Origin of the sequence: Streptomyces sp. NPDC008313 (assembly GCF_042956125.1) — a bacterium.
Classification (GTDB): Bacteria; Actinomycetota; Actinomycetes; order Streptomycetales; family Streptomycetaceae; genus Streptomyces.
On the sequence record NZ_JBIBFR010000018.1, the window covers coordinates 80,824 to 105,478 of the forward strand.

General features: G+C 72.2%; 23 protein-coding genes and 1 pseudogene. 19 read left to right on the forward strand and 5 right to left on the reverse strand.

Annotation, left to right across the window (positions count from 1 at the left end; translation table 11 throughout):
• The first annotated feature begins 72 nt into the window (after positions 1-72).
• Positions 73-417, forward strand: coding sequence for an ArsR/SmtB family transcription factor (locus ACFY93_RS23885; RefSeq protein WP_391362496.1), 345 nt, complete (start codon positions 73-75; stop codon positions 415-417).
• A gap of 41 nt (positions 418-458) precedes the next feature.
• On the opposite strand, the gene ACFY93_RS23890 is transcribed toward ACFY93_RS23885, so the two are convergent.
• A complete protein-coding gene (locus ACFY93_RS23890; RefSeq protein ID WP_391362498.1) occupies positions 459-857 on the reverse strand; it encodes a PLDc N-terminal domain-containing protein in 399 nt (132 codons plus the stop codon).
• Positions 858-1,090: 233 nt separating this feature from the next.
• On the opposite strand from ACFY93_RS23890, the gene ACFY93_RS23895 reads away from it, so the two are divergent.
• The 8 genes from ACFY93_RS23895 to ACFY93_RS23930 all read left to right on the forward strand — a co-directional run bounded on the left by ACFY93_RS23895 (position 1,091) and on the right by ACFY93_RS23930 (position 7,814).
• Positions 1,091-2,551 carry a menaquinone biosynthesis decarboxylase gene (locus tag ACFY93_RS23895; protein ID WP_391362501.1) on the forward strand — a complete coding sequence of 487 codons (1,461 nt, stop codon included), beginning with the start codon at positions 1,091-1,093 and terminating at the stop codon, positions 2,549-2,551.
• Complete coding sequence (gene mqnP / locus ACFY93_RS23900; protein ID WP_391362503.1) at positions 2,548-3,450, forward strand: menaquinone biosynthesis prenyltransferase MqnP; 903 nt, start codon at positions 2,548-2,550, stop codon at positions 3,448-3,450. The genes ACFY93_RS23895 and mqnP overlap by 4 nt, the downstream gene beginning before the upstream one ends.
• A 71-nt stretch (positions 3,451-3,521) precedes the next feature.
• Complete coding sequence (locus ACFY93_RS23905) at positions 3,522-4,244, forward strand: UbiX family flavin prenyltransferase (RefSeq protein ID WP_391362506.1); 723 nt, start codon at positions 3,522-3,524, stop codon at positions 4,242-4,244.
• Between the two features lie 120 nt (positions 4,245-4,364).
• Positions 4,365-4,820, forward strand: a complete 456-nt coding sequence (locus ACFY93_RS23910) for an Lrp/AsnC ligand binding domain-containing protein (RefSeq protein ID WP_391362509.1) — start codon at positions 4,365-4,367, stop codon at positions 4,818-4,820.
• Positions 4,821-4,869: 49 nt separating this feature from the next.
• Positions 4,870-6,033 carry an aminofutalosine synthase MqnE gene (mqnE, locus tag ACFY93_RS23915; RefSeq protein WP_391362511.1) on the forward strand — a complete coding sequence of 388 codons (1,164 nt, stop codon included), beginning with the start codon at positions 4,870-4,872 and terminating at the stop codon, positions 6,031-6,033.
• 87 nt (positions 6,034-6,120) lie between these two features.
• Positions 6,121-6,693 (forward strand): GNAT family N-acetyltransferase, encoded by a 573-nt coding sequence (locus ACFY93_RS23920; protein WP_391362514.1) that lies wholly within the window; start codon positions 6,121-6,123, stop codon positions 6,691-6,693.
• A gap of 83 nt (positions 6,694-6,776) precedes the next feature.
• On the forward strand, positions 6,777-7,079 hold the full coding sequence (locus ACFY93_RS23925; RefSeq protein ID WP_391362517.1) for a DUF4229 domain-containing protein: 303 nt from the start codon (positions 6,777-6,779) through the stop codon (positions 7,077-7,079).
• A gap of 60 nt (positions 7,080-7,139) precedes the next feature.
• Complete coding sequence (locus tag ACFY93_RS23930) at positions 7,140-7,814, forward strand: TetR family transcriptional regulator (protein ID WP_391362520.1); 675 nt, start codon at positions 7,140-7,142, stop codon at positions 7,812-7,814.
• A gap of 21 nt (positions 7,815-7,835) precedes the next feature.
• On the opposite strand, the gene ACFY93_RS23935 is transcribed toward ACFY93_RS23930, so the two are convergent.
• Both ACFY93_RS23935 and ACFY93_RS23940 read right to left on the reverse strand, forming a co-directional pair.
• On the reverse strand, positions 7,836-8,714 hold the full coding sequence (locus ACFY93_RS23935) for a MaoC/PaaZ C-terminal domain-containing protein (protein WP_391362522.1): 879 nt from the start codon (positions 8,712-8,714) through the stop codon (positions 7,836-7,838).
• A gap of 74 nt (positions 8,715-8,788) precedes the next feature.
• Complete coding sequence (locus ACFY93_RS23940) at positions 8,789-10,180, reverse strand: 3-oxoacyl-ACP reductase (protein ID WP_391362524.1); 1,392 nt, start codon at positions 10,178-10,180, stop codon at positions 8,789-8,791.
• A gap of 273 nt (positions 10,181-10,453) precedes the next feature.
• Here ACFY93_RS23940 and ACFY93_RS23945 point away from each other — a divergent pair, with 273 nt between their 5' ends.
• Positions 10,454-12,349: an AMP-binding protein gene (locus ACFY93_RS23945; protein ID WP_391362527.1), complete on the forward strand. Its 1,896-nt coding sequence runs from the start codon at positions 10,454-10,456 to the stop codon at positions 12,347-12,349.
• A 95-nt stretch (positions 12,350-12,444) separates the two neighbouring features.
• Here ACFY93_RS23945 and ACFY93_RS23950 read toward each other — a convergent pair whose 3' ends face one another.
• The gene (locus tag ACFY93_RS23950) at positions 12,445-12,648 is read right to left on the reverse strand and encodes a cold-shock protein (RefSeq protein ID WP_010986243.1); all 204 of its coding nucleotides are present in this window, start codon (positions 12,646-12,648) and stop codon (positions 12,445-12,447) included.
• Positions 12,649-13,071: 423 nt separating this feature from the next.
• On the opposite strand from ACFY93_RS23950, the gene ACFY93_RS23955 reads away from it, so the two are divergent.
• The 5 genes from ACFY93_RS23955 to ACFY93_RS23975 all read left to right on the forward strand — a co-directional run bounded on the left by ACFY93_RS23955 (position 13,072) and on the right by ACFY93_RS23975 (position 18,555).
• Positions 13,072-13,920 carry an MqnA/MqnD/SBP family protein gene (locus tag ACFY93_RS23955; RefSeq protein WP_391362530.1) on the forward strand — a complete coding sequence of 283 codons (849 nt, stop codon included), beginning with the start codon at positions 13,072-13,074 and terminating at the stop codon, positions 13,918-13,920.
• A 219-nt stretch (positions 13,921-14,139) separates the two neighbouring features.
• The gene (locus tag ACFY93_RS23960) at positions 14,140-15,882 is read left to right on the forward strand and encodes a protein kinase (RefSeq protein WP_391362533.1); all 1,743 of its coding nucleotides are present in this window, start codon (positions 14,140-14,142) and stop codon (positions 15,880-15,882) included.
• 2 nt (positions 15,883-15,884) lie between these two features.
• Positions 15,885-16,622, forward strand: coding sequence for a prepilin peptidase (locus tag ACFY93_RS23965; RefSeq protein ID WP_391362536.1), 738 nt, complete (start codon positions 15,885-15,887; stop codon positions 16,620-16,622).
• A gap of 111 nt (positions 16,623-16,733) precedes the next feature.
• A complete protein-coding gene (gene mqnC / locus ACFY93_RS23970) occupies positions 16,734-17,948 on the forward strand; it encodes a cyclic dehypoxanthinyl futalosine synthase (protein ID WP_391362539.1) in 1,215 nt (404 codons plus the stop codon).
• A gap of 7 nt (positions 17,949-17,955) precedes the next feature.
• Positions 17,956-18,555 (forward strand): hypothetical protein, encoded by a 600-nt coding sequence (locus tag ACFY93_RS23975; protein ID WP_391362541.1) that lies wholly within the window; start codon positions 17,956-17,958, stop codon positions 18,553-18,555.
• Between the two features lie 35 nt (positions 18,556-18,590).
• Here ACFY93_RS23975 and ACFY93_RS23980 read toward each other — a convergent pair whose 3' ends face one another.
• A complete protein-coding gene (locus tag ACFY93_RS23980; RefSeq protein WP_391362544.1) occupies positions 18,591-19,595 on the reverse strand; it encodes a chitinase in 1,005 nt (334 codons plus the stop codon).
• Between the two features lie 312 nt (positions 19,596-19,907).
• Between ACFY93_RS23980 and ACFY93_RS23985 the strand changes: the two genes are divergently transcribed.
• The 4 genes and pseudogenes from ACFY93_RS23985 to ACFY93_RS24000 all read left to right on the forward strand — a co-directional run bounded on the left by ACFY93_RS23985 (position 19,908) and on the right by ACFY93_RS24000 (position 24,571).
• The gene (locus ACFY93_RS23985) at positions 19,908-20,327 is read left to right on the forward strand and encodes a hypothetical protein (RefSeq protein WP_391362546.1); all 420 of its coding nucleotides are present in this window, start codon (positions 19,908-19,910) and stop codon (positions 20,325-20,327) included.
• 19 nt (positions 20,328-20,346) lie between these two features.
• Positions 20,347-22,634 (forward strand): annotated as a pseudogene (locus tag ACFY93_RS23990) (bifunctional polysaccharide deacetylase/glycosyltransferase family 2 protein).
• Positions 22,634-23,863, forward strand: coding sequence for an acyltransferase family protein (locus tag ACFY93_RS23995; RefSeq protein ID WP_391362548.1), 1,230 nt, complete (start codon positions 22,634-22,636; stop codon positions 23,861-23,863). Before ACFY93_RS23990 ends, ACFY93_RS23995 begins: the two are co-directional and overlap by 1 nt.
• Before the next feature lie 12 nt (positions 23,864-23,875).
• The gene (locus ACFY93_RS24000; protein WP_391362551.1) at positions 23,876-24,571 is read left to right on the forward strand and encodes a demethylmenaquinone methyltransferase; all 696 of its coding nucleotides are present in this window, start codon (positions 23,876-23,878) and stop codon (positions 24,569-24,571) included.
• Positions 24,572-24,655 lie beyond the last annotated feature (84 nt).

Consider the following 24,655-nt stretch of genomic DNA (forward strand, 5'->3'; position numbering starts at 1 on the left):
TATGGTTTTCATCGAACACTGGCAAGCGGACACCCGGAAACGCCCGGGGGCGCGGGACACAAGGAGACGGGCATGGCGGAACGAGCGGGTCACCGGGCGGCGCCCGCCCACACCCACCCCGAGGAGGTCCCCGTCCAGACGGCCCTCGCCGCCCTCGCGGACCCCGTGCGCATCCAGCTCGTACGCGAGCTCGCGGCCTCCCCGGTGTGGACGCGCAGCTGCGGCAGCTTCGACGTGCCCGTCGGCAAGGCGGCGCTCAGCCACCACTTCACGGTGCTGCGCGGGGCCGGGCTCGTGGAGCAGCGCGACGAGGGGCCCAGGCGCGTCAACCGGCTGCGCCGCGAGGAGTTCGAGGCCTGCTTCCCGGGCCTGCTGGACCTCGTCCTGCGCCCGGACGCCCGGACCCAGGACGGATGACCGGCGGCCCCCCCCCGTGGGGGGGGCCTGCTGGGGCCGCGTCAGCTGCCCGCGCCCTCTTCCTCCCCGCGCTCGCGCCGCTTCAGCTCCTCCTCGCGGCGGCGCAGGTCGGCCTCCCAGTCCTTGAGAAGGGCCTCGTCCTTCTTGCTCTCCTCCTTGAGGGACCGGAGGAACTCGGGGTTGTCGTCGGGCGCGACGTACTGGACGCGGTGGTTGCGGTGCCACTCGGAGGGGGTGGAGCCGCCGGCCGGGGCGCGGCGCGTCCGCCCGGCGACGAGCCAGGCGATGGGGCCGACCAGCACCTCGCCGAAGAGCAGGATGATGATCACCCACACCACCTTCGGCAGACCCCGCACCTCCTCCTCCGGGGTGTTCAGGCAGTCGATGAAGGCGTAGATCCACAGTGCCAGGACCAGCAGGAACGGCAGATACCTGAACATGGCCGAACGATCCCCCAGTGAGCGACGGCGGGGCGGCTCGGCCCCGGTGACGCGCACAGGCTAGCGGGGCGGCCCGTCAGCGGCTCCCCGGGGCCGGACTCCGGACGCCGAAGCCCCGCCGGACCCCGGACCCCGGGCGCCGAGGCTCCGCCGGGCCCCGTGACCGGAGACCCGGCGCCCGTGACCGGGACGCCCCGGCAAGATCCGCGGGGGAGGATGACAAACTGGACCGCATGGCTTACGACGATCTTCGCTCCCTGCTCAGGGCGCTGGAGCGCGAGGGCGACCTCAAGCGCATCAAGGCCGAGGTGGACCCGTACCTGGAGGTCGGGGAGATCGTCGACCGCGTGAACAAGGCGGGCGGCCCGGCGCTGCTCTTCGAGAACGTGAAGGGCTCCGGCATGCCCCTCGCGATGAACGTCTTCGGCACCGACCGCCGGCTGCTCAAGGCCCTCGGTCTGAAGTCGTACGGCGACATCTCCGACAAGATCGGCGGACTGCTCCGGCCCGAGCTGCCGCAGGGGTTCGTCGGGATGCGGGAGGCGTTCGGGAAGCTCGGCGCGATGGCGCACGTACCGCCGAAGAAGGTGAAGTCCGACAACGCGCCCGTGCAGGAGGTCGTCCTGCACGGCGACGACGTCGACCTCGACCGGCTCCCCGCGCTCTTCACCTGGCCGGACGACGGCGGCTCCTTCTTCAACCTGGGGCTGACCCACACCAAGGACCCGGAGAGCGGCATCCGCAACCTCGGGCTCTACCGGCTCCAGCGGCACGACAAGCGCACCATCGGCATGCACTGGCAGATCCACAAGGACAGCCGCAACCACTACCAGGTGGCCGCCCGTCGCGGCGAGCGCCTGCCGGTCGCGATCGCCTTCGGCTGCCCGCCCGCCGTGACCTACGCCTCCACCGCCCCGCTCCCCGGCGACATCGACGAGTACCTCTTCGCGGGCTTCGTCCAGGGCAAGCGGATCGAGATGGTCGACTGCAAGACGGTCCCGCTCCAGGTCCCGGCCAACGCCGAGGTCGTCCTTGAGGGCTGGCTGGAACCCGGCGAGACGCTGCCCGAGGGCCCGTTCGGCGACCACACCGGCTTCTACACGCCCCAGGAGCCCTTCCCGGCCCTGACCATCGACTGCGTGACCATGCGCGAGCGTCCGCTGCTGCAGTCGATCGTGGTCGGCCGCCCGCCGACGGAGGACGGCCCGCTGGGGCGGGCCACGGAGCGGTTCTTCCTCCCCCTCCTCAAGATCATCGTCCCGGACATCGTGGACTACCACCTCCCCGAGGCCGGCGGCTTCCACAACTGCGCGATCGTCTCGATCGACAAGAAGTACCCGAAGCACGCCCAGAAGGTGATGCACGCCGTCTGGGGCGCGCACATGATGTCCCTGACCAAGCTGATCGTGGTCGTCGACGCGGACTGCGACGTGCACGATCTGCACGAGGTCGCCTGGCGCGCGCTGGGCAACACGGACTACGCCCGCGACCTCACGGTCGTGGAGGGTCCGGTCGACCACCTCGACCACGCCTCCTACCAGCAGTTCTGGGGCGGCAAGGCGGGCATCGACGCGACACGCAAATGGCCCGAGGAGGGCTACACCCGGGACGGCGGCTGGCCCGAGATGGTGCTGCCGGACCCGGACACGGCGGCGAAGGTCGACCGCCGCTGGAAGGAGTACGGACTTCAGTGACCGGCGCATCGGCCGCGATCCCGCAACCGGGGCGCACCAAGGCCTTCCTCCGTCTCGTCATGATCGAGCACTCGGTGTTCGCGCTGCCCTTCGCCTACATCGCCGCGCTCACCGCGATGTTCCGCCAGGACGAGAACATCCACTGGGGCCCGCTGCTGCTCGTCACGGTGGCGATGGTCGGCCTGCGGACGTTCGCGATGGCCGCGAACCGGATCATCGACCGCGAGATCGACGCCCGCAATCCCCGCACGGCCCACCGCGAGCTGGTCACCGGCGCGATGTCGGTGCGGCACGCCTGGACGGGCGCGCTGGTCGCCCTCGTCGTCTTCCTCGGCGCGGCGGCCCTGCTCAACCCGCTCTGCCTGGCGCTCGCGCCCGTCGCGGTGATCCCGATGGTGGTCTATCCGTACGGCAAGAGGTTCACGAACTTCCCCCAGGCCATCCTGGGTCTGGCGCAGGCGATGGGCCCGGTCGGCGCGTGGGTCGCGATCACTGGCGAGTGGTCCTGGACCGCGGTGGTCCTGGGCCTCGCGGTCGGCGTCTGGATCGGCGGCTTCGACCTGATCTACGCCTGCCAGGACGTCGAGACGGACCGCGAGGTGGGCGTGAAGTCCGTCCCCGCCCGCTTCGGCGTCCCGGCCGCGATCCACGGCGCCCGCGTCTGCCACACGGTCACCACGGCACTCCTCGTCTGGTACGCCCTGCTCACCGACGCCGACGCCTTCTTCTGGCTCGGGCTCGTGATCGTCGCCGGTGCCTTCGTCTACGAGCACACCATCGTGCGCCCCACCGACCTGTCCCGCCTCAACAGGGCGTTCTTCTCGGTCAACGGCTTCATCGGCATCGCCCTGTTCGTGTGCGCGCTGCTGGACCTGCTGGTGCGGGGGCTGACGGTCTAGCCTGCCGCCGCCCACCGCCGAGAGGCCCGCCCGGCACGGTGCTTGGCGCGACGCCGGATAGGCTCGACACCATGAAGCCAGGACAGACGCAGCGCCGGCCTTGGATCGTGGGGGTGTCGGGAGCGTCCGGTACGCCGTACGCGGCGGCCGTGCTGCGGGGGCTGCTGGCGGCGGGCGAGAGCGTGGACCTGGTCGTCAGCAGGGCCTCGCGGCTCACGCTGCTCGACGAGACCGGCATCGCCTTCCGGGACGCGCACTGGCGGGACGACCTGCGGCAATGGCTGGCCCGGGGAGCCGACGGCAAGCCGGACACCTTCGACGTCGACCTCGGCGACGACGGCGCGGGCGTGCGGTACTGGAGCGCGGGCGACCTCGCGGCCGGGCCGTCCTCCGGCTCGTATCCCGCGAAGGGCATGCTGATCGTCCCGGCGTCGACGGCGTGCGTGGCCGGGGTCGCGCTCGGGCTGTCGAAGGACCTGTTGCAGCGGGCCGCGAGTGTGACCCTCAAGGAGGGCCGCAAGCTGGTCGTCTCCGTGCGCGAGACGCCGCTGAGCGGCCAGACGCTCAAGCAGCTGGTCGCGCTGGACGAGGCGGGCGCCGTCGTGCTCCCGGCCTCACCGGCGTTCTACGCGGGAGCGACCCACATCCAGGACCTGGTGGACTTCGTCGCCGGGCGGGTGCTGGACGCGGCGGGCGTCGGGCACGGGCTGTACCGCCGGTGGGAGGGCGACATCGGAGGCGCCTCCCGCGCGACGGGCGTGACCGACGCGACCGGCGTGACGGGCATGGCATGACGGGCGTGACGGACGCGTCGGGTACGGCGGACTGAGTACGGATCCGTACCCGGTACGGAGCAGGACCTCTTTCTCTTCCAGACTCTTTCAGAACTCTTCAGCGGAAGGCTATCGATCGCAATGGACGCGGTGGACAGGCAGCTCATCCAGGCTCTCAGGGAGAACGGCCGCGCCTCCTACGCGGAGCTGGGCCGGCTCGTCGGCCTCTCCGGGCCCAGCGTCACCGACCGCATCAACCGGCTGGAGGCCGCCGGCGTCATCACCGGCTACCGCGCCACCGTCGACTCCGCCTCGCTCGGCCTCGGCGTCAGCGCGCTGATCGGCATCTCGCTCTCCGACGCGGCCGACCACGAGGACGTGGCCCGGCGCCTCAAGGACCTGCACGAGATCGAGGACTGCTGGTTCATCGCCGGTGACGACTCCTTCATGCTGAAGGTGCGCTCCTCCGACGTGGACGGCCTGGAGCGGACGATCCGCCGGCTCAGCGGCACGAAGGGCGTCTCCCGTACCCGCACGACGATCGTGCTCTCCACGAAGTGGGAGAACCGGGTCGGTGAACTGCCCGAAGAGGGCTAGGCGTACGGTGAACATTCCACACAAGTCGATGTATGGGAGGCGGCCGGGAATGGACGTCGGACTCAAGCGCGAGCTGGAGGACAAGGTCCGCGCCGGTGAGCGGCTGACCCGCGAGGACGGCATCGCGCTGTACGAGTCGGACGACCTCGCCTGGCTCGGCGGCCTCGCGCACGAGGTGCGCATGCGCAAGAACGGTGACGTCGTCCACTTCAATGTCAACCGTCACCTCAACATGACCAACGTGTGCACCGCGTCGTGCGCGTACTGCTCCTTCCAGCGCAAGCCGGGGGAGAAGGACGCGTACACGATGCGCATCGAGGAGGCCGTCCGTCTCGCCAAGGCGATGGAGGGCGAGAACCTCACCGAGCTGCACATCGTCAACGGCCTGCACCCCAACCTGCCGTGGCGCTACTACCCGCGGTCGCTGAGCGAGCTGAAGAAGGCGCTCCCCGACGTCTCCCTGAAGGCGTTCACCGCGACGGAGATCCACCACTTCGAGACGATCTCCGGGCTGAGCGCGAGCGAGATCCTCGACGAGCTGATCGACGCGGGCCTGGAGTCCCTGACCGGCGGCGGCGCCGAGATCTTCGACTGGGAGGTCCGGCAGCACATCGTCGACCACCGCACCCACTGGGAGGACTGGTCGCGCATCCACCGGCTGGCGCACGAGAAGGGTCTCAAGACCCCGTGCACCATGCTGTACGGGCACATCGAGGAGCCCCGGCACCGCGTGGACCACGTGCTGCGGCTGCGTGAGCTGCAGGACGAGACCGGCGGCTTCCAGGTCTTCATCCCGCTGCGCTACCAGCACGACTTCGTCGACATGAAGGACGGCAAGGTCCGCAACCGCCTCCAGGCGCGGACGCAGATGGCGACCGGCGCCGAGGCCCTGAAGACGTTCGCCGTCTCCCGGCTGCTCTTCGACAACGTGCCGCACGTCAAGGTCTTCTGGGTCATGCACGGCGTCCAGACCGCGCAGCTCGCGCTGCAGCACGGCGCCGACGACATGGACGGCTCGGTCGTCGAGTACAAGATCACGCACGACGCCGACAACTACGGCACCCCGAACAAGCTGACCCGCGAGGACCTGCTCGACCTGATCCGCGACGCCGGGTTCCGCCCGGTCGAGCGGAACACGCGGTACGAGATCATCCGCGAGTACGACGGACCCGATCCGGCGCGCCGCGAGGCGCCGCAGCCGATGCGGGTCTGAGGACGCGGACCTGGCGCGTGCGTCACAAGCCCCGGCCGTTCCGGCCGGGGCTTGTCGCGTGCCGGGAGTAATAGCTAGCCTCGCGCTATGGCCCTTACCTTTGTCCTGGACCCGCCTGTCACCCCGGCCCTGCGCGACGGCGTGCTCGGCCTGTGGGTGGACGTCTCCAGCGCGGGCGGTTCCGTCGGCTTCGTGCCGCCCGTGGCCGCGGACGTGGTCCGGCCCGAACTGGTCAAGCACATGGTGGGGATGGCGGAGGGCCGCACCCGGCTGCTCGTCGGGTACGACGAGGAGGGCGCCGTCGCCGCCACCGCGTTCTTCTCCTTCAACACCCACCGGCTGATGACCCACTGGGTCTGGCTCTACACGGTCATGGTGCACCCCCGCCACCAGGGCAGGGGGTACGGGCGCGACCTGCTGGCCGCCGCAGGGGAGGCCGCCGCCGGCTTCGACGGGATCGAGGCGATCCGCCTCACCTGCCGGGGCGGGCTCGGGCTGGAGCGGTTCTACGCCTCCTGCGGGTACAAGGAGGTCGGCCGCGTGCCCGACGCGATCCGGGTGGCGCCCGGCGACGACCGGGACGACATCACGATGCTGCTCCCCCTGGCCCGCCTCGGCACCGGTGCCGGTGTCGGTGCGGGCGCGGGCGTCGGCAACTGAGGGGCGCCCGAGAGATCGGCTTCCCGCCGTGTTTCACTGGACGGTGCCGTTTGGGATTGTTCGGACAGGAAGAGTGGATTGAGATGCTCCGCTACACGCTGATGCGCCTCGGGATCTTCGTGGGCTGCCTCGTGGTCGTCTGGGGTCTCGTCCACGCCGGCATCGCCCCCCGCGGTCTCGGCGACTCCAACTACATGTGGGTCGTCCTGCTCGCCCTGGTGATCTCCGCGCCGATCAGCTTCGTCGTCCTGCGCGGAGAGCGCGACCGCGCTTCCGCCCAGGTCGTGGCCCGCGTCGACCGCGCCAAGGCCAACCTGGAGCAGAACCGCAACCAGGAGGACGGCGCCGACGACGTCGCCCGCGACGCCCAGAGCCAGGCCTCCTGACCGTCCGGGACCGGTCGGCCGTCGCCCTCAGGGGGCGGCCGCGGACATACGCTTGCCCGTATGGGTGCTGTGAAGAGCAAGCGGATGCCGCGTGCGGTGCGGGAACAGCAGATGCTGGACGCCGCCGTGCGGACCTTCGGGCAGCGGGGGTACCGGGCCGCGTCGATGGACGAGATCGCCGATCTGGCGGGCGTCTCCAAGCCGTTGGTGTACCTGTACCTGAACTCCAAGGAAGACCTGTTCACCGCGTGCATCCGGCGTGAGGCCAAGGCGCTCACCGCGGCGGTGCACGCGGGCGTCGTGCCCGGCCTCCCCGCCGACCGCCAACTCTGGGAAGGGCTGCGGGCGTTCTTCACGCACACCGCGCAGAACCCGGACAGCTGGACCGTGCTGCACCTCCAGGCCCGCACGCACGGGGAGCCGTTCGCGGCCGAGGTCACCGCGATGCGCGAGGAACTCGTGGCGTTCGTCACCCAGTTGATCGTGATCGCGGCGCGTGAGGCGCACCGCGACCCCTCCCTGCCCGAACGCGAGGTGGCGGGACTGGCCGAGGCCCTGGTCGGCGCGGCCGAGTCGCTCGCCGCCTGGGCCAACGCCACCCCGGGCGTCTCCGCCAAGCAGGCCGCCGCGACGCTGATGAACTTCGCCTGGGCCGGCCTCGGCGACCTCATGGAGGGGCGGCCCTGGACCCCGCCGGTCAGGGACGCCGCCGCCGACGCGGCCGACCCCGGGTAGAGCCCGCCGCGCGCGGCACGCTCACCCCGGCAGGTGGTGCACCTCGCCGGTGAGGTGGACGCGGTCCGCCGGGCCGCGCAGGGCGAAGTCCGGCCCGTCGGCGGCGTAGGTGACCGTCCCCGGGAGCAGGACGGGGGCCCTGAACCCGGCCCGTACCCGCAGCGCCCGGCCCGTCCCGTCCGCCGGCCCCGTGCCGTGCTCGGCCAGACAGCGCGCCACCGTCCACATGCCGTGGGCGATCGCGCGGGGGAAGCCGAACAGGCGCGCGGAGAGCGGGTGCAGATGGATGGGGTTGCGGTCCCCGGAGACGGCCGCGTACCGCCGTCCCAGGTCCCCGTCGAGCCGCCACTCGGCGGCGGCGGGCAGCGGCTTCCGCTCCTCGGGTACCGGCGCCTCCCCGGGCGCCCCGTGCGCCGCCCCGGCCGCCTTGTGCCGGGCGAGATACGTGCTCCTCGACTCCCAGACGAGCTGCCCCGCGACCCTCGCCTCGCTCACCACGGTGGCCTCGGTGCCCCGGCGGTGCGGCGCCAGTCCCTCGACGTGCACGCCGAGTTCGTACTCCTCCGCGGTGCTCGTTCCCGCCCGCCGGGTGATCTCGATCGAGGTGTGCACGAGGCCGAGCAGGGGCAGCGGGAACGCCCGTTCCGCCATCAGCCGCATGGCCAGCGGGAACGCGAGGACGTGCGGATAGGTGAGGGGCAGCGCGTCCGCACCCGTGGCGAAGCCGCAGACCCGTTCGTACGCGGCGAGCCGGGCCAGGTCGATCCGCACACCGGGGAGGACCAGCCGGGTGGGGGAGAAGACGGCGCCGGACCGCGGCCGTTTGAGCGGCGAGAGCAGGGCGCCCCGGGCCAGCAGCGGGGGCAGCGCGGGCGGAGCGGTGAGGGTTCGGGTGCGCACGGGGTCTCCAGGGTGCTCGGTGCGAGGGGACGGCGGGCTCGGCACGTTCGGCGGCGGGGCGAGGGCGGCAGACCCTACGCCCCCAGCAGGCTCTGTCCGCAGACCCGGACGACCTGGCCGTTCACCGCCCCGGAGCCGGGGGAGGCGAACCACGCCGTGGTCTCGGCGACGTCGACGGGGAGGCCGCCCTGGCCCAGGGAGTTCATCCGGCGGCCCGCCTCCCGGATGAACAGCGGCACGGCGGCGGTCATCCTCGTCTCGATGAACCCGGGCGCCACGGCGTTCACGGTGACCCCGTGTTCCGCCAGGGCCCGGGGGGCGAGGGAGCGGACGAGTCCGACGACGCCCGCCTTGCTCGCCGCGTAGTTGGTCTGGCCGGTGTTCCCCGCGATGCCCGCGATGGAGGCCGTGCAGACGATCCGGCCGCCCGCGCGCAGCGCCCCCTTCGCCAGCAGCGCGTCGGTCGTCCGCAGGACGCTCGCGAGGTTCACGTCGAGCACCGGCGCCCACCGGTCGGCGGGCATGTTGGCGAGCCTGCGGTCCCGGGTGATGCCCGCGTTGTGGACGAGGACGTCGAGTCCTCCGGGCAGCGCGTCGGCGATCCGCGCACCCGCGTCGGCCGCCGTGATGTCGAGCGGCAGCGCGCTCCCGCCGATCCGGGTGGCGGCGGCGGTGAGCTCGGCCCCGGCGGACGGGATGTCGAGGCAGACCACGTGGGCGCCGTCGCGGGCCAGGGTCGTCGCGACGGCCTCCCCGATCCCGCGCGCCGCCCCGGTGACGAGCGCGGTCAGTCCGGCGAGCGGGCGCTCCCAGTCGTCCGGCGCGGTCACGGGGGCGGTGCCGACCTCGACGACCTGGCCGCTGATGTAGGCGGAGCGGGGCGAGAGGAGGAAGCGCAGGGTGGACTCGGCGGCACCGGCGTCGGTGAGCCGGACCAGGCCGGCGGTCCTGCCCCGCCCGATCTCCTTGCCGAGGGAGCGGACGAACCCTTCGAGGCCCTGCTGGACGGCGGACTGGTGGTGGTCGGCCGGGTCGAGCGGCGCACCGAGCACCAGCACGCGGCCGCTCACGGCGACCGAGCGCACCACCGGGTGCAGGGCGGCGTGGACCTCGCCCAGGGCGTCGACGTCCGCGACACCGGTGGCGTCCAGGACGACGGCCGCGACGGGGGCGTCGGCGGACGCGGGCACGGACGTCCGCACGTCGAGGCCGGTACGCGCCAGCACCGCCGCGAGGCCCCGGCCCGCGGCGGACGACGAGCCGCCGTTTTCGGACGTTCCGCCCGGTCCGGCCGCCGCGTCGCCTCCGATCGCCGAGGTCCCGGCCGTGAGGTGCAGCAGCACGCCGTCCAGTGCCGGCCGCTCCGGTGACCAGCGGTGCAGCGCGGCGGGCCGGGGCAGGCCGAGCCTGCGGGTCAGGAATCGACCGGGTGCGGTGCCGGTGAAGCGCAGATAGCGATCGGCCATTCGTCCAACTCCCGGCTCGGCTCCTATTTACTCTTGAGTAAGATTACTCAGAAGTCAGGAACTGGTCGAGGTGCCCCTCTCCGTACCGCCGCCGGAGCCGCACTCCCCCCACCCCGGACGTGCACGAACCCCTCACCCACGCGCCGTACGATCCCGGTCTCACCCCCCGTGCGGCGTTCGCCCCCCTACAGCTGAACCCCGCGGAGTCCGCGGCCGTACGAGGCGGAGCCGTGCCTCGCACCGCCGGGCACCCCGCAGTCAAGGAGCCGTCCTGTGTCCAGCCTCTACTCGTCCGAACGACCGCTAGCGACGCCCGAGATCAAGCGGCTGGACGGAGTGGTGCGGGAGGTGGCCGTGCCGCCGCTCGTCGCGCCGGTGACACACGGTTCGCTGGCGGACCTGCCGTTCGACAACGCGGACGCGGCGCCCCGGGACGCGGTCCTCAGCCGGAAGGACGCGAGCGGCCGGTGGGTGGACGTGAGCGCCGCCGAGTTCGCCGCGCAGGTGCTGGCGGTCGCCAAGGGCCTCGTCGCGGAGGGTCTGGTGCCGGGCGACCGGCTCGCGATCATGGCCTGTACGACGTACGAGTGGACCCTGCTGGACTTCGCCGCGTGGGCGGCGGGCCTGGTCACCGTGCCGGTCTACCCGACCTCGTCGCCCTTCCAGACCCGCTGGATCCTCCAGGACTCCGGGGCGGTGGCGCTGGTCACCGAGACCGCCGGGCAGGCCGCCGCGCTCGGCCCCGAGCGTGACCGCATCCCGGACCTGCGGCACGTCTGGGTCTTCGAGAAGGGCCACGTGGACCGGCTGGCCGAACTGGGCCGGGGCGTCCCGGACCAGGAGATCGCCGTACGGCGTGGCGTGCTGGGCCCCGGCACCCTCGCCACCCTCATCTACACCTCGGGCACCACCGGCCGCCCCAAGGGCTGCGCCCTGACGCACGGCAACTTCTTCGCCGAGGTCGACAACGCGGTCGAACTGCTCTACCCGATCTTCAGGGCGCGCACCAGGGAGCAGCCGTCCACGCTCCTCTTCCTGCCGCTCTCGCACGTCTTCGGCCGGATGGTCGCGATCGCCTGCCTGCGCGCCCGGGTCAAGCTCGGTCACGCGCCGAGCCTGCGGACCGACGACCTCCTCGCCGACCTGGCGTCCTTCAAGCCCACCTTCCTCCTGGCCATCCCCTACGTCCTGGAGAAGGTGTTCAACACCGCCCGCGCGACGGCCGAGCGGATGGGGCGGGCGTCGTCCTTCGACCGCGCCGTCTCCATCGCCTGCCGCTACGGCGAGGCGGCCGAGGCCCGCCAGCACGGCAGCGGCCCGGGCCCCGGCGCCGGTCTGCGCACCGCCCGCGCCCTCTACGACCCGCTGGTCTACCGGCGTATCCGCAACGCCCTCGGCGGCCGGGTCCGGTACGCGATCTGCGGCGGCTCCCCGCTCGGACGCCGTCTCGCCGCGTTCTACTCGGGGGCCGGGATCGACATCTACGAGGGGTACGGACTGACCGAGACGACGGCCGCCGCGACCGTCACGCCGCCGGACAGGCCCCGCCTGGGGACGGTCGGCCGGCCACTGCCCGGCACCCGGGTGCGGCTGGCCGCGGACGGGGAGATCCTGGTCGGCGGCGATCAGGTGTTCCGCGGGTACTGGGACCCGCACGCGGGCGGGGTCGTCTCCGCCTCCCCGGGCGGCTGGCTGCCCACGGGGGACATAGGCGAGTTCGACGACGACGGCTATCTGATGATCACCGGGCGGAAGAAGGAGATCCTGATCACCGCGGGCGGCAAGAACGTGGCCCCCGCCCCGCTGGAGAACTGGCTCCGCTCCCACCCGCTGATCTCCCAGTGCGTCCTCGTCGGCGACCGGCGCCCGTACGTCGCCGCGCTGATGACCCTGGACCCCGAGGGCATCACCCACTGGCGTCACATGAACGGCAAGCACAGCGTGCCGCCGGAGCTCCTGCTGGACGACCCCGACCTGCGTGCCGTCCTGCAGCGGGCCGTCGACGAGGCCAACAGGCTCGTCTCCCGCCCCGAGTCGATCCGCCGCTTCACGATCCTCCCCGGCGACTTCACGGAGGAGGCGGGCCATCTGACCCCGTCGATGAAACTGCGCCGGGACGCCGTCGCCAGGGACTTCGCCAAGGAGATCGAGGGCCTGTACGAGCGGTGACGCGAAGGCAGGAGCCCCGCGGCCGGCTGGCGCGGGGCTCCTTGGGTACTGCTATCCGTTCCGGATCAAAGCACTGGGCTCATGGAGCCGACGGCTTAGAGCGGGGTGACGTTCTCCGCCTGCGGACCCTTCGGGCCCTGCGTGACGTCGAAGGAAACCGACTGGTTCTCTTCGAGAGAGCGGAAACCGCTCGCGTTGATCGCGGAGTAGTGGACGAAGACGTCCGGGCCGCCGCCTTCCTGGGCAATGAAGCCAAAGCCCTTTTCGGCGTTGAACCACTTCACGGTTCCGGTAGCCATAAGCCCTCCTTGGGCCCAAAGGGTTGCCCTGCTCCAGAACCTGCACCGTGCAAACAACTGCGTGTTAACAACTGGCATTCATCTGAAAACGACGAGAGCCCGCGGTCACATGCTCCGCAGGCTCTGTACTGCAAGGGAAACCAAACTGCAACTTGCGGATGAGACTAGCACGCAGGCAGCCGGAAGCAATAGAGGGCAAGATCACGTCACCCGAATGTTTGAGCCCGTTCGGAACCGGGTTGACGCCACGGTGTCGAAACACTTGACACAAGAGGTCGGGAGGGTTTCGAGAACCTCTCGGGGACCTGGAGCCTGCACCGTATCGCATGACGGACGGCCGCCGCCCGGGGGACCGGTCCCGCCCCGCGGGGACACCCTGGGGCGGGTCGGTCCGGCCCGGCGGGCAGGGGCTAGCCTCACGATGTGGACAATTCTCGCAACCGGCCGCGCGTCGGCCACATCCAGTTCCTGAACTGCCTGCCCCTGTACTGGGGGCTCGCGAGAACGGGAACGCTCCTCGATCTCGAGCTCACCAAGGACACCCCTGAGAAGCTCAGCGAGCAGCTGGTGCGCGGGGAACTCGACGTCGCACCCGTGACGCTCGTCGAGTTCCTCCGGCACGCGGACGAACTCGTCGCCTTCCCCGACATCGCTGTCGGCTGCGACGGGCCCGTCATGTCCTGCGTGATCGTCTCGCAGGTCCCCCTGGACAGCCTGGACGGCGCGCGTGTCGCCCTCGGCTCGACCTCGCGCACGTCCGTGCGCCTGGCCCAGCTGCTGCTGGCCGAGAAGGTCGGCGTGCGGCCCTCGTACTACACGTGCCCGCCCGACCTGAGCCTGATGATGCAGGAGGCGGACGCCGCCGTGCTCATCGGAGACGCGGCGCTGCGGGCCAATCTGCTCGAGGGCCCGAAGTTCGGCCTGGAGGTGCACGACCTCGGCGCCATGTGGAAGGAGTGGACGGGGCTGCCGTTCGTCTTCGCCGTGTGGGCGGCCCGCCGCGACTACCTGGAGCGCGAGCCGGTCGTCACCCGCAAGGTGCACGAGGCGTTCCTCGCCTCCCGCAACCTGTCGCTGGAGGAGGTCTCCAAGGTCGCCGAGCAGGCGGCGCGCTGGGAGTCCTTCGACGAGGCGGTGCTGGAGCGCTACTTCACGACGCTCGACTTCCGCTTCGGCGCGCCGCAGCTGGAGGCCGTCGCCGAGTTCGCGCGCCGGGTCGGCCCGACGACCGGCTTCCCGGCGGACGTGAAGGTCGAACTGCTGACACCGTGACACCGGGACGCCGTGGCACCGGGATGCCTGGCACCGGGCCCGGCGCCGTGGGGCATCGGGCCTGACGCCGTGACGCAGTGGGGCATCGGGCCCGCTCCGTGACGCCGTGAGGTGCGGCGCCGTGGCGGCCCGGGCGCGGCAAGGACGGGTGGGCTCCCGCGCGCACGCACTACCCTGCGGGAGAGTGCGCGCGGTGCGTACGGGGGAGGTGCGGGCGCCATGCAGCCGCTCGACGTCGGCGAGCCCATGGTCGTGGGTCCCTACCGGCTGCTCGGCCGGCTCGGGTCGGGCGGCATGGGCCGTGTCTATCTGGGCCGCAGCGCGGGCGGCCGCACGGTCGCGGTCAAGATCGTGCATCCGCACTTCGCGCTCGACGAGGAGTTCCGGGCCCGGTTCCGCCGCGAGGTCGAGGCCGCGCGGCGGGTGGGCGGTGCCTGGACGGCGCCCGTCCTGGACGCGGACCCGGAGGCCCCGGTCCCGTGGGTGGCGACGGGGTACGTGGCGGGACCCACGCTGACGGCCGCCGTCGCCGGCGGCGGCCCGCTGCCCGAGCACTCCGTACGGGTGCTGGGCGCGGGGCTGGCCGAGGCGCTCGCGGCGGTGCACGGACTGGGACTGGTCCACCGCGACGTCAAGCCGTCGAACGTCCTGCTCACCCTGGACGGCCCCCTGCTCATCGACTTCGGCATCGCCCGCGCCACGGGAGGCACCGCCTCCCTCACCTCCACCGGCGTGTCGGTCGGCTCCCCCGGCTACATGTCGCCCGAGCAGATCCTCGGCAAGGGTGTCGCGGGCGCGGCGGACGTCTTCTCCCTGGGCGCGGTGCTGGCGTACGCGGCGACGGGGACGTCACCGTTCCCCGGCGACTCGTCGGCGGCGCTGCTCTACAAGGTGGTGCACGAGGAGCCCGAACTGGGCTCCCTGGACGGCGGCCTGAGGGAACTCGTGGGCCGCTGCCTGGCCAAGGACCCGGCCCGGCGCCCGGCGCCAGGCGAGGTGGCCGCGGCGCTGGCGCCCGAGGGGGCGGCCCGTCTGGTGGCCGCGGGCTGGCTGCCGGGGCCGCTGGTGGAGCAGGTCAGCCGCGGCGCGGTGCGACTGCTGAACCTGGAGGCGTCGGACGCGGCCCCCTCGGGCCCGGTGGGGTTCAGCACCCCGTCGGTGCAGGCGCCGCCGACGGTGCCGCCCGCAACGACGGGACCGGACGGACAGGTTCCGGTGCCCCCGGCGAGCGGGGTGTTCGGTCCGCCGCCGCCCGGGTTCGGCCCGCCGCCGGCCATGGCGCCCGGCGGCCCGCCCCTGCCAGAACCGCGTGCGCCGAGGCCGGACGTTCCCCGTCCGCACCACGACCCGGGTCCGGAGGGCGCCGGTCACCCCGGCCGGGTCTCCGTCAGCGTGGCGGCCACCGCCGCGCCGGGGGCGGACGGCCGCGGACGGAAGGTGAGTTGCACGGTCGCGCTGGCGGTCGCCGGGGCGCTGGCGGCGGTGACGGTGGGATCGGCGTTCGTCTTCGACCTGATGCCGGGCGGCGACGGCGGTTCCGACACCGGTGCCGCGAGCCCGCCCTCGGCCACGGCGAGCGCGTCCGGCCCCGACGCCGGACAGGAGCCCGGTGCGATTCCCGCCGCCTACCTCGGCACGTGGGAGGGCGACGCGCTCGCCCTCGGCGGCACCCTGCCCGCGGGGACCTTCCGCGTCACGATCAGCCAGGGCGGGGTGGGCGACCGGATCGCCACCTTCCGCTCGACCGACCAGATCGGCGGGACCTGCGACGACGTGCTCTTCCTCAAGAGGGCCACGCCCCAGCAGCTCGTCGTCAGCAGCGTGGCCGTGAAGTCCAACCCGTCGACGTGCACGACCGGGAAGCACGAGGTCCGGCTGACCCCGGTCGGCGACGACCTCAGGTACGAGACCGACAACCCGGAGGCGGGCGATCCGACCTCCCGCATGTCGAAGGTCAAGTAGCCGTGGACATCCTGACGTTGTCGGCTCTCGCCGCCGCCCTCTGGGGGGCCGCGGCCGGGCTGCTCCTGCCCCGCGCCGCGTACCGGCTGTCCGTCGAACCGGACGAGGACTGGCGCGACCGGTGCCCGGACGGCCACACCATCGCGGGCCCCGGCGGCGGGTGGCTGGGCCGGGCCCGGTGCGCGGACGGCAGCCGGTACGGGCCCGGCACCGCGCCCGTGGCGCTGGCCACCGCCCTCGTCTGCGCGCTCCTCGCCCTCGCCACCGGCACCCGGCCCGAACTCGCCGTCTGGCTGCTGCTCGCGCCCGTCGGCGTGCTGCTCGCGGTCGTCGACTTCCGGGTGCAGCGGCTGCCCGACCCGCTGACCCTGCCGCTCGCGGGCGCCGCCCTGGTGCTGCTCGGCGGCGCCGCGCTCGCGCCCGAGCACGCCGGCTCCTGGCGGACGGCGCTGTTCGGCGCCCTGGCCCTGGGCGGCGCCTACTACGTCCTGTTCCTCCTCAACCCGAACGGCATGGGCTTCGGCGACGTGAAACTCGCCCCGGGACTCGGCGCGATCCTCGGCTGGTACGGCTGGAGCACGCTGTTCCTGGGGACGTTCGCCGGTTTCCTGTTCGGCGGTCTGTACGGGCTGGCCCTCGTCGTCGCGGGCCGCGCCGGACGCCGTACGTCGATCCCGTTCGGGCCGTTCCTGATCGCGGGCGCCTACGTCGGCCTGCTCATCGGGGCCTACGCCGCCTGAGGCAGTGCCTGGTCAGAGCGGGTGCGGCCTGGCGTGAGGGGTCGCGGCCGGCTGGCGTAGGCTGGATCGGTCCGTGCACAAGCATGATGAACCCTCCGAAAGGGACGCCCGGTGACCGAGAAGGCCGACCTCACCTCAATTGATGTCACAGCCGTCCTCGACCGTGCCGCCGCGGGCGGGCGCATCACTCCCGAAGAGGCGCTCGTCCTCTACCGGGACGCCCCGCTGCACGCGCTGGGCGCCGCCGCCGACGCCGTACGCCGCCGCCGCTACGCGGGTACGGAGCACATCGCGACGTACATCATCGAGCGGAACATCAACTACACGAACGTGTGCGTCACCGCGTGCAAGTTCTGCGCCTTCTACGCGGCCCCCAAGGACACGGCCAAGGGCTGGACGCGGGACCTGGACGACATCCTGCGCCGCTGCGCGGAGACCGTCGAACTCGGCGGGACGCAGATCATGTTCCAGGGCGGCCACCACCCCGACTACGGCGTCGAGTACTACGAGAAGCACTTCTCCGCCATCAAGGCCGCCTACCCGCAGCTGGTCATCCACTCCCTCGGCGCGTCCGAGGTCGAGCACATGGCCCGGATCTCCGAGGTGTCCGTGGAGGAGGCGATCCAGCGGATCCACGCCGCCGGACTGGACTCCTTCGCCGGAGCCGGAGCCGAGCTGCTGCCGGAGCGTCCGCGCAAGGCCATCGCCCCCCTCAAGGAGTCCGGCGAACGCTGGCTGGAGATCATGGAGGCCGCGCACCGGCTCGGCGTCGAGTCGACGTCCACCATGCTCATGGGCACCGGCGAGACCAACGCCGAGCGCATCGAGCACCTGCGGATGATCCGTGACGTACAGGACCGGACGGGCGGCTTCCGCGCCTTCATCCCGTACACCTACCAGCCGGAGAACAACCACCTGAAGGGCCGCACCCAGGCGACCCTCTTCGAGTACCTCCGGATGATCGCCATCGCCCGGCTCTTCCTCGACAACGTCGCCCACATCCAGGGCTCGTGGCTCACCACCGGCAAGGAGGTCGGCCAGCTGTCGCTGCACTACGGCGCGGACGACCTCGGCTCGATCATGCTGGAGGAGAACGTCGTCTCCTCGGCGGGCGCCAAGCACCGCTCCAACCGCATGGAGATCATCGACCTGATCCGCAAGGCCGGGCGCGTCCCCGCCCAGCGGGCCACCACGTACGAGCACCTGGTCGTGCACGACGACCCGGCCAACGACCCGGTCGACGAGCGCGTGGTCTCGCACATCTCGTCCACGGCCATCGAGGGCGGCACCGCCCACCCGGAGCTGAAGCTCCTGTCCGCCAACTGACGTCCCCGTGCTGACCCTTCACACCGCCGACGCCTCGCCCGAAACCGCCGTCGTGGTCGACGGCGCGCACATCGCCGCCGTCGGCCCGTACGAACAGCTGGCAGCCGGTCATCCGGGCGCCCGGCTGCGGCGGTGGCCCGGCATCCTGACGCCCGGTCTGCTCAACCCCTACGGTCCGGAACTGCTGGAGCAGGCGTACCACCCCGACCCGCGCGAGGCGGACCGGCTCGGTACCGAGCCGGTGTTCGGGCTGCGCGCGCGGGCGCTCCTGGCCGCCGGACCGTCCGCGCGGGGCGCCAGCGCACGCCGCGGGGTGCAGCGCATGCTGGCGCACGGAACGGTCGCGGTCGCCGGTGAGCTGCGCAGCCGCGAGGCCCTGGACGCGGTGCGCAGGGCCGGGCTCGCCCTGGCGGGGCGTCCGGCCGCACTGCCCGGGCCCGCGGCGCTCTCCCCGGTTCCGCTCGTCCTGCTGCCGGGCCTCGGCGCCGGGAAGCCCGCGCGGTTCGCCGTTTTCGACGTGCCCGACCGGGACGCCCTCGTGCGGGACGGCGCGTCCACGTGCGTGGCCACCGTCGTGGGCGGACGCCTGGTGTACCGGCGCCGCTGACCCGTGGCGGCGCCGGCCCGTGGCGGCGCCGGCCCTCACCCCGCGAACACCTTCCCGAACGCCCCGTTCTCCTGCTCCACCCCACTGCAATTGATCAACGGGTCATCCGCAGCGGCGTCCTCGCCGCACTCCCGGTCGCGGAACGTCGCCCACATCGACACCCACGCGATCCCCTTCTTCTCGGCGAACGCCCGCACCTCGGCGGCGTCGTCGAGGGTGAACGTCTCGTTGTCGACGTCCTGGACGCCGAGCATCGAGGTGAGCGCGAGCCCCTGCCAGGCGCCCTTCGACGACTGGCCGAAGACGTCCACCAGCTGGTCGTGGGTCTTCTCGGCGGCGGCCAGGGCGTAGTCGCCCATGTCGTCGTCGTACGACTCGGCGTAGTTCATCGTCATGATGTCGACCGTGGCGACCTCCACGCCGTGGTCGTTGGCGGACTCCAGCAGCGCGAGGCCGTCCTCGTCGAGACCCGACGGCATGACGGGCAGCGTGAACGACACGCTCAGGCCGTCGCGTTCCTTCTGCAGCAGGGCGATCGCCTCCGAACGCAGGGCCACCGAGTCCGCGTCCTTCAACTGGTCGCCCTCGACGTCGAAGTCCGCCAGCGTCGTCCCCGCCGCGTCCAGTGCCTCGCCGTAGGCCGCCGCGAGCTCGGACGCGCTGTCGCAGACCGACGCCAGCTCCTTGCCGGACGCACCGCCGAAGGAGACCCGCAGCGAGGCGCCGGTGTCCGTCAGCTTGTCGATCCGCGCCTTCACGCCCGCGTCACCGACCTCGTGCACCCCGTCCCAGGACGGCGTGCAGTCACCGCCGTCCGCGATCACGAACGCCAGGTTGTACGTCCCCGGCGACCCCGCCGTGTCCATGGGGGAGGCGGACGTGGCACTGACGTAGGGCGCGTACGAGGTCGACGACGAGCCCGCCCCCGGGGTGCGCGCCGGAGCCGCGTCCGAGGAACCGCCACCGCCCGAGGAGCACCCCGCACACGCCAGCAGCACCAGGCCCGCGAGCCCGGCGGCCGGCTTTCGGAAACCCCTCATCGCACCTGCACCCGCTTTCGGAATTCGTGATTTCTGCCTCGATGCGGAAACGAAAGCGCGTTTCCCGATGAGAACGTCTCACACCCGGCTGTGCCGCCCCGACGCGGCCGCACCGCGGGCCCCCAGCAGAAAGAAAGCCCTGGCCCGAGTGCGCCGGGGTGAAAATCCGGACATACGGTTCGGCCCCCACCCCCGGCGGGCACACAGGCGCCCGCGTTCCCTCAGGAAAAATACAGGATCCGGACTTATCCATGGGCCACTCACAAGAAAACTCCGGATGCGGTCACATAAAGGCGTTCTAGCGTCCGGAGAATGCATTCCGAGTCCGCCATCGAAAAGCCCGCTCCCGTGCGGGGCCGCGGCCGCAGGCGCGGCACCGGTCCGGGCGACGGCCCCGTGTTCGTCGACAGCTCCGGCCGCAGAGCGCGCCTGCTGCGTCGCCTCGGCGTCCTCGTCGGCGTCGTCTGCCTCGGCTACGCGGTCGTGCTCGGCATGGCGTTCATGGGCTGGGGGACCGCCCTGGCCCCGTCCTCCCTGCTGCCCTTCGGCGGCCGGGCGGGAGCCGCGCCCGGGGGAGGGACCGGGCCGCGGGACGGCATCGCCCCGACCGGACGGCCCACCGGAGCGCCCCCGTCGGACAGGCCCGCGGCCCCGTCCCCCGCCGCCTCGGCCTCCGTGAGCGCCGCCCCCGTACCCGCCTCCGACGTATCCGCCTCCGACGGCGCCAACTGACCGGGACCCCCTCACCCCCATGACCACGACGACACCCTCGCGCGGCCGCCGCCGCGCCCCCTCCCGCATGGAACGGGCCGCCGGCCGGGCCGCCGCACTGCAGAGGCCCCGCGTGATCCTCGCCCTGCTGCTCCTGCTGGCGCTCACCAGCGTGATGCTCCTCGACGGCTATCTGCGCGCCGAGGTCGGAGGCGACCAGCGCGTACGGACCGGGGCCAGTGCCTCCGACGTGCCCGACTCCGTCCTGGACGGCGGTCCGATCCTCTCGTTCCGCGACGGGCGGGCCGTGACGCGGTCCGTGCCGGACAGGACCATCGTCCTCACCTTCGACGACGGTCCCGATCCCACCTGGACGCCCCAGGTCCTCGACGTGCTGGAGGAGAACGACGTCCCCGGCACCTTCTTCGTGGTCGGCTCGATGGTGTCGCGCCATCCGGACCTCGTGAGGGACCTGGTGGACCAGGGCAGCGAGATCGGCGTCCACACGTTCACCCACGTCGACCTCTCCTACCAGAGCACCGCCCGGATCTCCCGGGAGATGGCGCAGACCCAGCTCGCCCTCGCGGGCGCGGCCGGCATCACGACCACGCTCTTCCGCGCGCCGTACTCCTCCGAGACGGACGCCATCGACAACTACAGCTGGCCCGTCTACAAGGAGCTCGGCGCCCAGGGCTACACCAGCGTCTTCGTCGACACCGACAGCGACGACTGGAAGAGGCCGGGCGTCTCGAAGATCGTCAAGTGGGCGACGCCGAAGAAGAACAAGGGCGCCGCGGTGCTCTTCCACGACGCCGGCGGGGACCGCAGCCAGACGGTCGAGGCCCTCGGTACGTACATCAGGAAGATGAAGGCGAAGGGTTACACCTTCACCACCGTCAGCGGAGCGTCCCGGCAGCAGGACGGCGCACAGGACAGCGCGCAGGACGGCGCGCAGGACGAGGACCGGCTGGCGGGTGCGGCGATGGGCGCGGGCGCGGGTACGGCCGCCGGTGCGGGCGGCGCGTCGTCCGGGCTCACGGCCGCCCATCGCACGGCGACCGGCGCGACCCTCTACGAGGGCAGGGCGCTCATCTGGGCCGTCAGGGTCGCCGAGTGGACGGTACCGGGGCTGGCGTCCGGACTGGCCGTGGTCGGCGTCGCGGTGCTGGGCCGCTTCGGGATGATGCTGATCCTGGCCCGCCGCCACTACCGCCAGCGCAACAGACGCCGGTTCTCCTGGGGGCCCGAGGTCACCCGCCCGGTCAGCGTCGTCGTGCCCGCGTACAACGAGAAGGAGTGCATCGCGAGCACCCTGGAATCGCTGGCGCGCAGTACCCACCCGATCGAGATCATCGTCGTCGACGACGGCTCGACCGACGGCACCAGGGAGATCGCCGAGTCCCTGGGGCTGCCCGGCGTACGGGTCGTCCGCCAGGAGAACGCGGGCAAGTCGGCCGCCCTCGACAACGGTGTCCGCCACGCCCGCCACGACATCGTCGTGATGATGGACGGCGACACCGTCTTCGAACCGGACACCGTCCACCAGCTCGTGCAGCCGTTCGCGGACGAGGAGGTCGGCGCGGTCGCGGGCAACGCCAAGGTGGCAACCGGGACACGGTCATCGGCGCCTGGCAGCACATCGAGTACGTCATGGGCTTCAACCTCGACCGCCGCATGTACGACCTGCTGCGCTGCATGCCCACCATCCCGGGCGCGATCGGCGCGTTCCGCCGGGAGGCGGTCCTGGAGGCCGGGGGCATGAGCGACGACACCCTCGCCGAGGACACCGACATCACGATCGCGCTGCACCGCAGCGGACGGCGGGTCGTCTACCAGGAGCACGCCCGCGCCTGGACCGAGGCGCCCGGTTCGCTGGGGCAGCTGTGGTCGCAGCGCTACCGCTGGGCGTACGGGACGATGCAGGCGCTCTGGAAGCACCGCAGGTCGCTGACGGACAGGGGGCCCTCGGGCCGCTTCGGCCGGGTCGGCATGCCCCTCGTGGTCGTCTTCCAGATCCTGACGCCCCTCTTCGCGCCGCTCATCGACGTCTTCACCGTCTACTCGATGATCTTCGTCGACTTCCGGGCCTCGCTGCTCGCCTGGCTGGCCGTGCTCGGTGTCCAGCTCGTCTGCGCGGCCTACGCCTTCCGGCTGGACCGCGAGAAGTACCGGTACCTGCTGATGCTCCCGCTGCAACAGCTCGCCTACCGCCAGATGATGTACCTCGTCCTGATCCACTCCTGTGTCACCGCCCTCACGGGCGGCCGCCTGCGCTGGCAGAAGCTCAAACGCACCGGCGAGGTCGGCACCCCGGTGGGGAGCGGCTGATGAGCCGGGGGGTGAATCGAGGCCGGCACGCTCACTACGGACCGCGGGGGCAGGCACCCGGCCCCGCGCGCGAGCCGGGCCCGGAGCCCGAAGCCGCTCACGGACCGAGGCCGTCGCCGCCGGCCGGTGGCGGCCGGGACCGGTACTTCGACACGCTGCGCGCCGTCGCGCTGGTCCGCGTGGTGGCGTACCACACCTTCGGCTGGGCCTGGGCGGGCCTGGTCTTCCCGTCCATGGGCGTGATGTTCGCGCTGGCCGGGACGCTGATGGCGAAGTCGCTGGAGCGGCCCGCGGTCCGGGTGATCAGGAGCCGGGTGCGCAGGCTGCTGCCGCCGATGTGGTTCTGGGGTTTCTTCGTCGTCCTCGCCATGCTGGTCCACGGCTGGGTGCCGGGCCGGGACATCGTCTACTGGGTGGTGCCGCTCGGTGATCCGCGGGGTGACGCGTGGGGCGCGCAGGCCTGGGAGGTCCTCTGGTACCTGCGGACCTATCTGTGGTTCGTGCTGCTCTCCCCGCTGCTGCTGAGGGTGTTCCGGGCGGCCCCGGTCCCGGTGCTGCTGCTCTCCCTCGTACCGGTCGTGGTGCTCACCCTGGTCCGGCGGCCGCCCGACGACCGGCTCGGCGTCGCCCTCACCGACCTGGCCACCTTCCTGTTCTGCTGGATGCTCGGCTTCGCCCACCGCGACGGGGTCCTGCACAGGCTGCGGCCGGGCCCGGTGGTCGCCGCCTCGCTCGCGGCGCTCGCGTACGGCGGGTGGTACGCCCTGACGCACCAGGCGGAGACGGGCACGTACGACCTGGACGACATCCCCCTCGCCCAGGCCTTCTGGTCGGCCGGGTTCGTGACGCTGCTGATGTACTCCAAGGCGTACTGGGCGGTCGACTTCGCCCGCCTCGCTCGGTCGCGGCGGCTGGACCGGCTCGTGACGGTCTTCAACTCCCGTGCCGTGACGCTGTATCTGTGGCACGAGGTCGCCCTGATCCTCGCGGTCCCGCTGATCGACACGTTCTGGGACGTGCCCGCCTTCGAGCGGTACCTGCCGCTGGAGAGCCAGTGGTTCCTGTTCGGTGTCGCCTGGGTGCTGATCGCCGCCGCGGTCCTGCTCTTCGGCTGGGTCGAGGACGTCGCGGCGGGGAAGAGGCCGAGACTGCTGCCCTCAGGGTGCGACGGGCCGGGTGCCAGGGGGACGCCCGGCCCGGGTGCCGACGGGGCGTCCGGCCCGTACTGACACAATGGGAGCGTGACCCGCGCATCCCTGGACAAGCAGCCGCACGAAGTCGCCTCGATGTTCGACGACGTGGCGGAACGGTACGACCTCACCAACGACGTGCTGTCCCTGGGGCAGGCCCGGCTCTGGCGCAAGGAGGTCGCGCGGGCGGTGGACGCGCGTCCGGCGCAGAAGGTCCTGGACCTCGCCGCCGGCACGGCCACCTCGTCGCTCCCCTTCGCCCGCACGGGCGCGTACGTCGTCCCCTGCGACTTCTCCCTCGGAATGCTCCAGGTGGGCAAGAAGCGGCACCCGTGGCTGCCGCTCACCGCGGGCGACGCGACGAGGCTCCCGTTCAGGGACGACACCTTCGACGCGGTGACGATCTCCTTCGGTCTGCGCAACGTCCAGGACACGGACGCCGCGCTGGGCGAGCTGTACCGGGTGACCAAGCCCGGCGGGCGGGTCGTGATCTGCGAGTTCTCGCAGCCGACCTGGGCGCCGTTCCGCACCGTGTACACCGAGTACCTGATGCGCGCGCTCCCGCCCACCGCCCGGGCGGTGTCCTCCAACCCCGACGCGTACGTCTACCTCGCCGAGTCCATCCGCGCCTGGCCCAACCAGCCCGAACTCGCCGCACGCCTGCGCGGGGCCGGCTGGTCGAAGGTCGCCTGGCGGAATCTGACGGGCGGCGTGGTGGCGCTCCACCGGGGCTTCAAGAAGGTCTGAGTCACCGGGCGCATTCCGGAAGTCCCGAATCCGCTTTGCGTGTCCGGGAGTTCGCCCGTACAAAATGACCGTTGTCGGGAACCG